Below are 12654 nucleotides of genomic sequence, written 5' to 3'. Positions count from 1 at the left end.
CCAAATTGTCATTATTATTCCACCACATCATGCCGAGCTTTTGAATCGAAGACTATTTAGACTCTGTAACTGTATTTACACAGCAATAAAAAAGCGCACCTTTCGATGCGCTTTTTTTTAATTTCGAACAATTAAAGATCGAAAAGTTTACCCGGGTTCATGATGCCCTTTGGATCAAAGACTTTTTTCAGGGCTTTCATATATTCAATCTCTTCCGCAGAACGCGAATATTCAAGATATGGCTTCTTGGTCATACCTACACCATGTTCCGCAGAAATTGAACCGTCATATTTTTTCACAGTATCAAAGACATACTTGTTCACGACCTGACATTTGGCAAAGAATTCATCTTTGCTTAAGTTTTCAGGTTTCAGGATATTCAAGTGCAGGTTACCGTCACCAATATGACCGAACCAGCAGATTTCAAAATCAGGATAGTTCTCGCTCACAATCGCATCGATTTCTTTAATGAATGCAGGAACGTGCGTGATCAGAACTGAAATGTCATTTTTATATGGAATGAACGGCGCAATAGATTCTGAAATATCTTCGCGTAAACGCCATAAGCTTTCTACTTGATCAAGGCTTTGGCTCATCACGCCGTCCAGTACCCAGCCCTGTTCCATACAGTGCTCGAAGATTTCCATCGCCTTGTCCATAATCGGTTCAAACGGCGCTTCAAACTCAAGCAACACGTAGAATGGACATTCGGTTTCAAATGGACGCTGTACATGGCCATTGGCCAAGACTTTTTGCATCGCCAGTTCACCAAAGAACTCGAATGCGGTTAAATCAATTTTCGCCTGGAAGGCATGCAATAACGGCATGATTGCATCAAAATCAGGTACACCCAGAACCATCACTTGCAGGTCTTGTGGTTGACGCTCTAATTTAATTTCAGCTTCAGTTACTAGACCCAGCGTGCCTTCACCACCGATGAATAAGTGTTGAAGTGCGTAACCGGTTGCATTCTTGATCATGCCCTTGTTCAAGCGAAGGATGTCACCTTTACCGGTTACCACAGTCAGGCCGAGTACCCAGTTACGGGTCATGCCGTATTTAATTACTTTAATGCCGCCAGCATTGGTCCCGATATTTCCGCCGATTTGTGATGAACCTGCTGAAGCAAAGTCAACAGGATAGTACATGCCCTGTTCTTCAGCATAGTTCTGCAACTGTTCAGTCACCACACCTGCCTGCACGCGTACCATACGGTCTGCCGGGAAAAATTCCAGAATCTGGTTCATCTTGTCCATGCTCACCACGATCTCGCCGTTGGCTGCAACTGCACCTGCGGAAAGACCGGTACGGCCACCCGATGGTGTCACTGCAACATTGAACTGGTTGGCCAGTTTTACGATGTCTTGGACCTGTTCCGTTGAGGATGGAAAAACAACGACTGACGGGTTTGGATCAAAGTGCTTGGTATGATCGCGACCCCAATTCTGGAGGCTATCCGTATCGGTTTTAATACGGTTTTCACCCACAATTGCAGTCAATTGGGTCAATAACTCAGGGGTTAAAGCGACTGGAGCATTCATCGTTTGCAGACCTAGCATGATTTAAACAAGAAAGACTTCGCTGGTTCATTTGCACATTTTTTATGCATAAAAACATGGATACAAATCAGGCGAAACATGCTGATTAAAGCACCAAAAATGGGAGCTTAAACAGCATGGCGCAATATTATAAGCTATTTTTTGGCGTTTCCCTGAAAAAATGACAATTTTGATAATATACCTTTGAAAATGATGGTTTAATTCAACCAGTTCTATCATTTTCACTACTATCACTTGCAAAAATAGCTGATATTGTAGCCATCAAGGAAATGTATAACCGCCCCATTCCTGTGCTATCATACCGCGACTAAATTTGGCCTTTGTAGCGGAGCCGTAATGAGCCAACATCTTTCTCTACCTAAAGATAAAATCCGTTTTCTATTGCTAGAAGGCGTTCACCAGAACGCAATCGATACATTGAATGCAGCTGGATATACCAACATCGACTATCGCAAAACAGCGCTCGAAGGCGAAGCACTGAAAGAAGCGATTAAAGATGCACACTTTGTCGGTATTCGTTCCCGTACTCAATTGACTGAAGAAGTATTTGAAGCCGCGAACAAACTGATTGCAGTAGGCTGCTTCTGTATCGGTACCAATCAGGTCAATCTTGATGCTGCAATGCGTCGCGGTATTCCGGTATTTAATGCACCGTATTCAAATACACGTTCAGTTGCTGAACTGGTATTGGCAGAAACTATTCTTCTTCTGCGCCGTGTACCTGAAAAATCAACAGATACACATGCAGGTGGCTGGAACAAATCGGCTGTCGGTTCATTCGAAACACGTGGTAAAACTTTAGGTATCGTAGGTTACGGTTCAATCGGTTCACAACTTTCTGTACTGGCTGAAAGTCTGGGCATGAAAGTAATCTATTATGATGCGGTGACCAAATTACCTTTAGGTAATGCACGTCAAGTCGGCTCTATGGGCGAATTACTTGCCAATGCAGACGTGGTTACTCTACACGTTCCGGATCTGCCATCTACCCGTAATTTCTTTGGCAAAGAACAGTTTGCGCAAATGAAAGAAGGTTCAATCTTCCTGAATGCGGCACGTGGTACATGTGTCGTAATTGAAGATCTGGCAGATGCGATCAAGTCTGGTCACATTGCAGGTGCTGCCGTAGACGTCTTCCCGAAAGAGCCAAAAGCAAATGGTGAAGAATTCGTTTCTCCACTACGTAACCTGCCAAACGTGATTCTGACTCCACACGTGGGTGGTTCTACCATGGAAGCTCAGGCGAACATCGGTCTGGAAGTGGCTGAGAAATTTGTTGCTTACTCAGATAAAGGCATGACTCTTTCTGCTGTGAACTTCCCGGAAATTGCGCTTCCATTGACTGAGGGCAAACACCGTCTTCTTCACATCCACAAAAACATTCCAGGCGTCTTGTCCAAGATCAACAACCTGTTTGCTGAACACGGCATCAACATTTCTGGTCAGTCTCTGATGACTAAAGGCGATGTGGGTTACCTGGTCATGGATGTCGATGCGACTGCATCTCAGGAAGCACTGGAAACGCTTCACAACGTTGAGGGCACAATTCGCGTACGCGTATTGTTCTAATTCAGATTTTAAAAAAGCCACAGTCTTCGAGCTGTGGCTTTTTTTATTGCTTCAAGGTTTTTAGGTTTAAGCCTGATCCAGCGTTTGCTGCGCTCCCGCTCTTCGAGTCATCGAAACAAATTTAGTCATGCCAAATTTTAAAATTGCACCAGTGGTGCAAGCGCCGCTGATTTTGCTAATCGCCATGATCAGTATGCAAAGTAGTGGTTCCTTTGCCAAGTATCTGTTCGACCAGTTTCCCATTCTGACCGTTTCAGCCATGCGCCTGCTCATCGGTGCATTGATTTTGGCACTGATTTTTAAAATCTGGCAAATTAACTTCAAACAGGTGAAATGGTCAGCGATTATCAGCTATGGGCTAGCTCTGGCTGGTATGAATATGCTGTTCTATCTGGCGATTGATCGCCTGCCTCTCGGAATTGCAGTTTCTTTTGAATTTATTGGCCCCTTAAGTGTTGCCCTGTTCCACGCCCGGCAAAAGTTTGACTTTGTCTGGGTTGGAATGGCAATTCTGGGACTGGTGCTGCTGTTTCCTTTTAATCAGGCCACGCAACAGCTTGATCCGATCGGAATTCTATTTGCCTTGGGTGCAGGTGCCTGCTGGGCACTGTATATCGTCGCTGGACAGAAGCCTTCTGGGGTTTCCGGCAATCATACGGTGTGTCTGGGCATGTTTTTCGGCATGCTGGTACTGATGCCAATTGCACTCTTTACAGGAATGCCAGCACATACTTTTGAACCGATGAGCTTGCTGTATTTTGTCGCTTTGGCTGTGCTGGCCAGTGCCCTGCCTTTTACGCTGGAAATGGTTGCCCTGCGAAATTTAACTGCCTTGAGTTTTGGGACCTTGATGAGTCTGGAACCTGCAGTTGCAGCGCTTTCCGGTTTCGTATTCCTGGGTGAAACCTTATTATGGACCCAATGGCTGGCACTGGCTACCATTATTAGCGCTTCAATTGGCTGCACGGTCACGACTCAAAGACAAAAAACCTGAATAAAAATAAAGGCGCTAGAGCGCCTTTATTTAAGATAGCTGTATTAAAATGATTTTAACGTGGTGTGGCGTCTTTAATAGCCGTATTCAGTGCATTGGCTGCTGCAACATTGTAGCCATCACAAGCAGAAGCGAGCTGATCATAACTGTATTCTGTCCATTTGATCATTAAAGAGCTTGCATCTTCTGCCTTTAATCTGTCCAAGGCAACCTGTCTTGATTGGGCAATATAATCGTCATGATCAATATGTTCCCCATGTTCCGAGAAGGCACTATCATAAATTCCTCCCTGATATTCGATCGCACCGAAATATTTGTAATATTGCTTGGCAGCATCTTTATATTCTGCCTTTTTATATTTCAAGCCAGCCATGGTGCCATCTAGAATAGTTTTTGCCATCTCCTGGACAGAGGCTTGTGCCTGCCATTCAGCCAGTGTGGTATAGCGAGTTTTTTCTACCGGGTTAAATTCAATATATTCTTCTTCAGGGTGTTCAGCCAGAAGACGGAAACATTTAGACCCATTCGGGAACTTGCGGGCCTTCTGCAAATCAATAAAATTGGTCGCAAAGGCATTATAATACTTGCGGTCAGCTGCTGTGGCGCTATCACTGTTAAACAAGGTTCTGGTCTCAGTATCCTCATACATTTTCACCCCAGCAATATTGGTACGCTCAGTTAATGCTTTGCCTGACAGATCGTACCATGCTATGTGACGATGATTACTGATGTTGTTCTCCGGTATGGTTACAGGACGGCTCTTGAATTGAGTTGTCGTATTTTCCAGTACTTTTTCCAGCTTGTAACCTAAGGCTGTACGGTTCTGATCTGCAGGGAATACACCTTTGTCTGTGACATAAGTCGGAAAGACCATGTCATCTTCAACATCATATTCAGTATCCACGGCACTGTTATCATCCGCATATAATATGCCGTCAGTAATTTTATTTTTATGACTGGCCAATAGAAGTTTTTTCGACTCCATCTCTGGGGCTTCAGCATTCGGCAGGTTGAACTGGTAGTTATAGAATTCCGAAACCGTGTCTGATGCGCCATCACCCGGAGTAGGATTATTCGGATTACTAGGATTGGTCGGAGCCGGTGGGCTAGGAGCTGGTGTATTATTATCAGAATTATCAGAGCCTCCACATGCTGCAAGCATACAGCTTAAAATGGCGCAGGAAAGTATTCTTAATTTCATTATTATCTACCTTATTATTTTCATTGTTATTTTAATGCCATCCCGAATCGGGATCTAAGACATTTTAATAAATATAAAAATAAGATCAAATTAAAAATTGATTAATTTGTAATCACACCTCAGCTCGCTTCAATTTTGAAAAGCTGATCCTCATGGATTTGATCAAGCCAAAAACCCGGATGGATTGAGTCCAGATATTACTGGACCCTGATAAAATATTGCTCTGCCCTACTCATCAAAAATTAACCATTTTGCTATAATCCCGCTTTCTTCCATGTCCCGATTACACCTTTCTGGTGTAAGTAACTCCCATGCCAAACGCCCAACTCCTTGCTGTGTTGTACATGGTTTTATCCATGACCTCGTACCAGATCAGTGCATCCTTCGCCAAGCAACTTTTTCTGGTCCTTGACCCTATCACAGTGACCATTTTAAGACTCTGTTTTGCAGCGATCATTGTCGGCGTGATGTTTCATTCCTGGAAAATCATTCAGCGTTTGCCTTTTTTGAAATGGCGGGATTTACTCTGCTATAGCGCCGCTTTAGGCGTAATGAATATCCTGTTCTATATGTCGCTGGGCAAACTCCCCCAAGGGATTGCGGTAGGGCTAGAATTTATTGGTCCGCTCGGCTTGGCTCTTATTTCGATTCAAAACCGCAAAGATTATGTCTGGGTAATGCTGGCAATGCTGGGTATTGTACTGATGGTGCCATGGGGACAGGCCAATAGCAGTAATTTCGACCTGCTCGGCGCCGCCTGTGCTTTAGGTGCGGGTTTATGCTGGGCATTGTATATTTTCTTTGGCCAACGTGTGGTGCAGCAAAATATCGGCATGCATGCACTGACTATTGCGATCAGTATTTCAGCCTTATGCCTGTTACCGATCGGACTGTATAACAATGCTCCTGCCTTGATAGACACCCAGTACTGGGGCAAGGCAATTAGCATTGCTGTACTGGCAACAGCCATTCCTTATGCTCTGGATTTAAAGGCACTTCAGCATTTGAATAAAACCAGCTATGGTACCTTGTCCAGCCTGTCTCCGGCTTTGGCCGCACTGGCCGGTTTTGTACTATTAGGCGAAAAAATTACGCTTCTTCAGACCGTGGCACTGATCTGTATCATGCTGGCATCAGTCGGCGTGACGGTACGTGCCGCCCGTCAAGGATCGGCAGAAAAGAATACCTAAAAGGCTTATTGGAATTTGAAAAACTAATTAAATATTCTATCCATTCTGTGTTTTTACTTGCTTTGAAAGAAAAATATAGAAGGCATAAAAAAGATGGTACTACTGCCATCTTTTTTATTTATTCGACTTGAATTTAAAGCTTAGCTTTGTACCAGCATATCTTTTTTCATGTCTTTATAACGCTGGTATTCATTCTGGTACTGCACTGCTAAAGCAGTCTTCTGCTTTTCATCCAGAATTTTACCGGCCTGCTGGAAGAAACCATGTTCCTCTTCTTTTAAGTGATGATGCACCTTTTCGGAAAGTTTTTTGGCCATGGCAATCCAGCCCGGATTACTCAATTCAGTTGCAGTTAATTCCTCGATCATTTCATCCATTTCATGATGTTCGGCCAAGGCATGGCGGGTAATATTCAGGCCCGAATCAGTCATCATCAAGGGAATATAAAAATAACGGTCTTCCGCAGCTTCATGGGCAAATAATTCATTTTTCAGTTGCTTAAACAGCTCGCGGCGTTCTGGTGTATCCCCGGAAGTCTGTAATAGTTTTTCTGCAAGATCACGCTGAATCTCATGACTCTCTCTTAATGCTTCAAAAATAGTCGTCATTCCGATATTTCTCCAATTGTTTTATTTTTCATATCATTGATTCTAGAAGATTTTCAGAACAGTTTTAGACGCAGTTTATACAGTGATTTGTTAAGAAATTTTAATATCGAGAATGATTTACATCGGGTTTAGATCTAAAAAAACATCTGGTATGCCATCCGGAAAATCAGCAGACTGACCAGAATCAGGAATAAAATCCGGATAAAGCCACTGCCATATTTAAATGCCAAACGCACCCCGACCAAGGAACCACAAATATTGGCTACCGCCATCATTGCCCCGATCATAAACAGCACATTGCCACTGGGAATAAAAAAGCTTAAGGCGGCCAGGTTGGTGGTGAAATTGGCAATTTTCGATAAGGCCGACGCATGCAGGAAGTCGACGCTTAAATAGCGAATAAAAAAGAAAATAAAGAAACTGCCGGTGCCTGGACCAAAGATACCATCATAAAAGCCTATCGCCAGACTGCCCAAAGCGGCCAGAATCAACATTTTCCGATTCAGTTTTTGTTCGGTATGCACCTGGCCAAACTGTTTTTTCATTAAGGTATAGATTGCGATCACGATCAACATGACCAGCACAAAAGGCTTAAGAATCTCGACTGGAATTAGCGTAACGCTGGCTGCACCAATAAAAGAACTGATAAAACTACACAGTGCAATCACGCCCAAGAGCAACCAGGGCAGTTTTACCTGACGCAGATAGGAAAATGCCGCAGAAGCGGTGCCACAAATGGACGCGAGTTTATTGGTGCCAAAGACCGTAGCAGGCTGTAAATGCGGTAAACTCCCCATAATTGCCGGGATCTGGATCAGACCACCACCGCCCACGGCAGCATCAATCGCCCCTGCAAAAAATGCAAAGACAACCAGACTGATGATGATCTCAATTTCCATATATTGACTCGATTAGAGGTTCAGGACGCGTTTGGGTACCAGACGTTTTTTGTCGGTAATTTCTGCCAGCCCCAGACATTTCTCGCCATCAAAAACCAGCACCTGTTCAGCTGCTTCATGTTCAATATTGCTTTCCATGCCGCGGCTAAAATATTCTGCACGACCTTCGGGTACCTGAACTTTTGGAAAATGATCAACCGGTGCATAGGCCGGCAACAACAGTGCATCACGCTCTGCTTCGCTCAGGCTTTCCAGATATTCGATGGTATAATTTGGGATCAAATCAAAATGACCGGTCTTAATGCGATGCAGATAAGTCAGATGGCCATAAGTTCCCAGCGCTTTGGCAATATCTTCACCCAATACCCGGATATAAGTGCCTTTAGAGCAGGTAATATCCAGCGTGATACTGTTCTCCGTAAAGGATAAAAGTTCAATCGCTAAAATGGTAATCGGACGTGCTTCACGCTCAATCTCGATACCTTTGCGCGCCAGTTCGTATAAAGGACGGCCTTCTTTTTTCAAGGCAGAATACATCGGCGGTACTTGCTGGATATCCCCGATAAACTGTGCGAATGTGTCCTGAATCAAGGCTTCCGAGAGTTCAGGAACCGCTTTTTCCAGAAGCACCTCGCCTTCCACATCACCCGTGGTGGTGCTATGTCCCAAAAATACGGTCGTCTGATAACGCTTGACCGAATCTAATAAATAATGCGAAAACTTGGTCGCCTCCCCCAAACACACGGGCAATAAACCGGATGCCAGCGGATCCAGCGCACCGGTATGGCCGGCTTTTTGTGCACGGTACAACCAGCGGACTCTTTGCAATGCGGCATTAGAGCTGATACCCAAAGGCTTGTTAAGCAGGAAGACACCACTAAGATGACGACGCTGAATTTTAGGAGATGATGCTTTCATGGCAAAAAATCAGACATTTTATAAATTGGCGCCATGGTAAAACCCTGCGAGAGGATTTACAACTTTTCTATAGTCTCTAATGATTTTTATGGCATATTGAGCCGGCTTGAATATCTAAAAGCTTGAACATCTAAAAATAATGAAATAACGAGAAAATAGGTGCATAGGATATGCAGAAATATAAAATATGGATCATTCTGGCGTTGCTGGTGTTGTGCATCCTCACGCTGATCTTATGGCTGTCCCCAAAAGAAAATACCCAGGCGGATACCGGGACAAAAACGCCTGTAACCGAAACTCAGGCAGAGCAAACCGCACTCTTGGTCAATGGCCCTGCCAATGCAGCTTTCCCAAGTGCCAGCCAGCAAGATACCGAAATTAATTGTCAGATGCAGCTAGACGCCAGCAACCGTCTGATTGTGAATGAACAGACCCGCAACTGTTTTGAATATTTTATTACCCAGTTCGGTGAAAAAAATCTGCAGCAGATCCAACAGGATTTTAAAGCCTATATTCGCCAGAATCATAAAGAGCCTGCACTCTCGCAAATTCTGGATTTATGGGATCGTTATATCCAGTACCGTCAGGGCTTGGGCCAGCTCACTGCACCGGCCGGGCTAAATCAGGAAGATCCTGCCTATTATCGCAGTATCTATAACAGTACCCAGAATTTGCGCCAACAATACTTTTCCAAGTATGAAATTGAGGGCTTGTTCGGCACAGAAGATGCCTATCATGAATATACCCTGGACCGGATGAGCGTACTGGCAGACAAAAGCTTAACGGAGACTGAAAAAGCGCAAAAGCTCAAAGCACTGTTTCAGCAGCTCCCGCAGGACTGGCAGGAAAATCTGGAACAACTGAATAAACTGGAAGATCTGCGCAAACTCACCGCAGATATTAAAGCCCGTGGCGGTTCCCGTGATGAAATCCGGCAGATGCGGATTAATCTGGTCGGCCCTGAAGCAACACAACGACTAGAGCAACTGGATGTAGAACGCAGCGACTGGAAAAACCGGGTGACGGGCTATTTAGATGAACGAGATCAGATTACTCAGTCCGGCATGTCCGATACAGCAAAAAAGCAAGCCATTGCCCAGCTGCGTAGCAAGCATTTCAATACACCGCAAGAACAGCTACGGGCAGAAACCTTTGAACAGGTCCATGATCAAGGGGCCAAGTTACTCTTCGCGGATTAAATCCAAAAGCCATCACCTGTTGATGGCTTTTTTATGACCTCAATATTTAAGACTTAATTGTTGTGCTAAAAACAACTCCTAAGAGTTGTTTCCAAATATTTCTAATTACACAAAATAACCCGCACGAGCTTTTTGTATTTCAGCCACTTGCAATTTAAATACATGTGTAAATAAAACATATGCTTACAATGTAAAAACCTCCTGTCCTGCATGTCCTGAAATGACATGGTTTAAACGCTTTGAAATGAAAAAATACCTCTTTTTAAAAAGAAAATTTGCTCAGCCACTGAAGGCCAGAACTGTATTTTCATCTTCTGATTTTGTGGCTTGCAGCACTTTATACAAAGCAATGATTGCTTGAATAACGATAAAATTAAAAAGGGACAGTTATGCGTACTTTTAGTAAGACAGCACAGTTTATGACTGTAGCTTTAATAACAACGCTGGGATTCAGCTTTTCTGCACAGACCCAGGCCGCAGCGAGTGCAACCCAAGTCATCGAAAAGAGCAGATCCGACTATGCCAAGACCAAATATCCGATCCTGATGGTGCATGGCTGGTTAGGCTGGTCACGTATTGGCACCGATAGTATCGGGCTGGATTACTGGTATCAGATTCTGCCAGATATGGCTCGTAATGGTTCAACCGTGTTTGCTGCACAATTATCACCGGCAAATACAACGATGCATCGCGGGGAACAACTGATCCATCAGGTTGAAGAGGTTCTGGCAATTACCGGCAAGCAAAAACTGAACTTGATTGGCCATTCCCATGGCGGACCAACAGTGCTGTATGTTGCAGCGACCCAGCCGCAGTATATTGCGTCTATCACTGGCGTTGCAGGAACCTACCATGGCTCCAAAGTGGCAGATGATATTCAGAATAATCGCCTGACCCGTACCGCCTTTAACATTTTAGGTGATTATATTATTGGTCCATTGATTGCGCTGGGCCAGTTTAAACCTGAACTGGAAATTGATTTTGATGCTTCCATGAAATCCCTGACCCAGACCGGTTCAAATACTTTTAATGCCACCGTGGCGCAGCAGGTGGTCAAAGATGGTGTATTGGCCTCCACAGAAAACTGCAATAAAAATTTAAAGCAGAAAGACAGTAAAGGAATCCATTATTATTCATGGACAGGTGTAGCCCAAGCCACCAATGCCTTGGATATTGATACGATTCTGATGCAGCTCGGCCCTTTATCTTATGGCAGTAAAGACAATGATGGCATGGTGTCACGCTGTAGTGCATTTATGGGCAAGGTCATTCATGACCAGTACAAACTCAATCATACGGACCTGGCCAACATGATGTTTGGTCTGAAGGGTATGTTTGCACCCGATCCGGTCGCCCTCTATCGCCAGCATGCCAACCGGCTCAAATTAGAAGGTTTATAACCCCAGAGTGCCTATATTTCAGCTGAGATATAGGCTTTTTTCTGATTATTTTTTATTTGACCTATCCGTGATCGGGAAGCTGCAATGAAAAAAATAATATCGTACTTAAGCTTTTTGCTATTGGTTTCCCTATTAACTGGTCCTGTGCAAGCCGCGGCATTACAGCAATATAAAAGCAATTTTGTCCTCTCAAGTTATGCCAGGACAAAATATCCGATGGTCTTTGTGCATGGTTTTGGTCTGGGTTTTAACCAGATTGGAACGGAGAGCATCGGTCTGGATTACTGGTATCAGATTCCCCAAGACCTGAGCCGGCATGGTGCACGGGTATTTTCTGCTGAATTGTCTGCTGTTGCATCCAATGAACTGCGTGGCGAACAGCTCTTGATGCAAATTGATGAAGTACTGGCACTGACAGGTCAGAAGAAAGTCAATCTGATTGGGCATAGCCAAGGTGGCCCAACGATTCAATATATCGAGGGCGTTGCACCGCATAAAGCCGCTTCTTTAACCGCCATTGCAGGCGCCATGCAAGGCACACCGGTTTTTGTCAATGCCAGCCAGACACCTCTGCTTGAACCTTTTATTCATGCCATCGGGACAATTCTGGGCTATAGCATGAATCTTGCTACAGGCAACCAGTATCCGGTCAGTATGATCGAGGCTCTACACGCCATGAATCCAGAGGCGATTCAGGCTTTCAATATGAAATATGGTTCCGCTGCTATTCCCCGAAACTGTCAGTCTCAGGGCAGCAAACTTACACCCAATGGAATTTACCACTATTCCTGGATGGGTAACCGGCAGGCGACCAATTCCTTGGATGCGATTGAATCTCCAGTCGTGACGTTAGGTAACAGTTTTCTGAAAGGAGAAGCCAATGATGGTGCCCTGCCACTGTGTAGCGGACGCTATGGCCAGATCATCCGTCAGGACTATGCCCATAACCATTTTGATGAAGTAAACCAGTTTTTTGGCATTTTGGGTCCTTTCGTGCAGGATCCGGTCGCCCTGTATCGCCAACATGCCAACCGGCTCAAGCTGCAAGGCTTATAAATCGCTCATCTTTATAAATAGATCATCTTTATTAATTAAAAAAACTTAGGAAACTGAGTCC

The 12654-nt window shown here is 44.4% G+C and carries 11 protein-coding genes; 6 read left to right on the top strand and 5 right to left on the bottom strand.

What is annotated here, in order from left to right; translation table 11 throughout:
* Positions 1–131: 131 nt before the first annotated feature.
* Entirely contained in the window at positions 132–1541 is a 1410-nt protein-coding gene (locus H9629_RS08970; RefSeq protein ID WP_064102426.1) for an FAD-binding oxidoreductase, read from the bottom strand.
* A gap of 354 nt (positions 1542–1895) precedes the next feature.
* Here H9629_RS08970 and serA point away from each other — a divergent pair, with 354 nt between their 5' ends.
* Together serA and H9629_RS08960 are read left to right on the top strand one after the other, a co-directional pair.
* Positions 1896–3128 carry a phosphoglycerate dehydrogenase gene (gene serA, locus H9629_RS08965; RefSeq protein ID WP_064094563.1) on the top strand — a complete coding sequence of 411 codons (1233 nt, stop codon included), beginning with the start codon at positions 1896–1898 and terminating at the stop codon, positions 3126–3128.
* A gap of 127 nt (positions 3129–3255) precedes the next feature.
* Complete coding sequence (locus tag H9629_RS08960) at positions 3256–4122, top strand: EamA family transporter (protein ID WP_191730963.1); 867 nt, start codon at positions 3256–3258, stop codon at positions 4120–4122.
* Between the two features lie 55 nt (positions 4123–4177).
* On the opposite strand, the gene H9629_RS08955 is transcribed toward H9629_RS08960, so the two are convergent.
* Complete coding sequence (locus H9629_RS08955) at positions 4178–5323, bottom strand: hypothetical protein (protein WP_191730962.1); 1146 nt, start codon at positions 5321–5323, stop codon at positions 4178–4180.
* Between the two features lie 311 nt (positions 5324–5634).
* On the opposite strand from H9629_RS08955, the gene H9629_RS08950 reads away from it, so the two are divergent.
* Positions 5635–6513 (top strand): EamA family transporter, encoded by an 879-nt coding sequence (locus tag H9629_RS08950; protein WP_191730961.1) that lies wholly within the window; start codon positions 5635–5637, stop codon positions 6511–6513.
* Between the two features lie 140 nt (positions 6514–6653).
* Here the strand turns inward: H9629_RS08950 and H9629_RS08945 are convergent, their stop codons facing one another.
* The 3 genes from H9629_RS08945 to truB all read right to left on the bottom strand — a co-directional run bounded on the left by H9629_RS08945 (position 6654) and on the right by truB (position 8938).
* A complete protein-coding gene (locus H9629_RS08945) occupies positions 6654–7121 on the bottom strand; it encodes a hemerythrin domain-containing protein (protein ID WP_005248295.1) in 468 nt (155 codons plus the stop codon).
* Positions 7122–7255: 134 nt separating this feature from the next.
* Entirely contained in the window at positions 7256–8020 is a 765-nt protein-coding gene (locus H9629_RS08940) for a sulfite exporter TauE/SafE family protein (protein WP_191730960.1), read from the bottom strand.
* Positions 8021–8032: 12 nt separating this feature from the next.
* The gene (gene truB, locus H9629_RS08935) at positions 8033–8938 is read right to left on the bottom strand and encodes a tRNA pseudouridine(55) synthase TruB (RefSeq protein WP_191730959.1); all 906 of its coding nucleotides are present in this window, start codon (positions 8936–8938) and stop codon (positions 8033–8035) included.
* Positions 8939–9108: 170 nt separating this feature from the next.
* Here truB and H9629_RS08930 point away from each other — a divergent pair, with 170 nt between their 5' ends.
* The 3 genes from H9629_RS08930 (at position 9109) to H9629_RS08920 (ending at position 12593) form a co-directional block, all read left to right on the top strand.
* Entirely contained in the window at positions 9109–10137 is a 1029-nt protein-coding gene (locus tag H9629_RS08930; RefSeq protein WP_191730958.1) for a lipase secretion chaperone, read from the top strand.
* Between the two features lie 389 nt (positions 10138–10526).
* The gene (locus tag H9629_RS08925; RefSeq protein WP_191730957.1) at positions 10527–11537 is read left to right on the top strand and encodes an esterase/lipase family protein; all 1011 of its coding nucleotides are present in this window, start codon (positions 10527–10529) and stop codon (positions 11535–11537) included.
* Between the two features lie 84 nt (positions 11538–11621).
* The gene (locus H9629_RS08920; protein ID WP_191730956.1) at positions 11622–12593 is read left to right on the top strand and encodes an esterase/lipase family protein; all 972 of its coding nucleotides are present in this window, start codon (positions 11622–11624) and stop codon (positions 12591–12593) included.
* Positions 12594–12654: the final 61 nt, after the last annotated feature.

The sequence above is a fragment of the Acinetobacter pecorum genome (genome assembly GCF_014837015.1).
GTDB classification, from domain to species: domain Bacteria; phylum Pseudomonadota; class Gammaproteobacteria; order Pseudomonadales; family Moraxellaceae; genus Acinetobacter; species Acinetobacter pecorum.
This window is presented reverse-complemented; position numbering and strand designations above follow the sequence as displayed.

What these genes read in the sequence shown, in the direction of transcription:
- serA (WP_064094563.1), top strand. Translation starts at nt 1,896, where the DNA reads ATGAGCCAACATCTTTCTCTACCTAAAGATAAAATCCGTTTTCTATTG.
- H9629_RS08950 (WP_191730961.1), top strand. Translation starts at nt 5,635, where the DNA reads ATGCCAAACGCCCAACTCCTTGCTGTGTTGTACATGGTTTTATCCATG.
- H9629_RS08930 (WP_191730958.1), top strand. Translation starts at nt 9,109, where the DNA reads ATGCAGAAATATAAAATATGGATCATTCTGGCGTTGCTGGTGTTGTGC.
- H9629_RS08925 (WP_191730957.1), top strand. Translation starts at nt 10,527, where the DNA reads ATGCGTACTTTTAGTAAGACAGCACAGTTTATGACTGTAGCTTTAATA.
- truB (WP_191730959.1), bottom strand. Translation starts at nt 8,938, where the DNA reads ATGAAAGCATCATCTCCTAAAATTCAGCGTCGTCATCTTAGTGGTGTC.
- H9629_RS08960 (WP_191730963.1), top strand. Translation starts at nt 3,256, where the DNA reads ATGCCAAATTTTAAAATTGCACCAGTGGTGCAAGCGCCGCTGATTTTG.
- H9629_RS08940 (WP_191730960.1), bottom strand. Translation starts at nt 8,020, where the DNA reads ATGGAAATTGAGATCATCATCAGTCTGGTTGTCTTTGCATTTTTTGCA.
- H9629_RS08945 (WP_005248295.1), bottom strand. Translation starts at nt 7,121, where the DNA reads ATGACGACTATTTTTGAAGCATTAAGAGAGAGTCATGAGATTCAGCGT.
- H9629_RS08955 (WP_191730962.1), bottom strand. Translation starts at nt 5,323, where the DNA reads ATGAAATTAAGAATACTTTCCTGCGCCATTTTAAGCTGTATGCTTGCA.
- H9629_RS08920 (WP_191730956.1), top strand. Translation starts at nt 11,622, where the DNA reads ATGAAAAAAATAATATCGTACTTAAGCTTTTTGCTATTGGTTTCCCTA.
- H9629_RS08970 (WP_064102426.1), bottom strand. Translation starts at nt 1,541, where the DNA reads ATGAATGCTCCAGTCGCTTTAACCCCTGAGTTATTGACCCAATTGACT.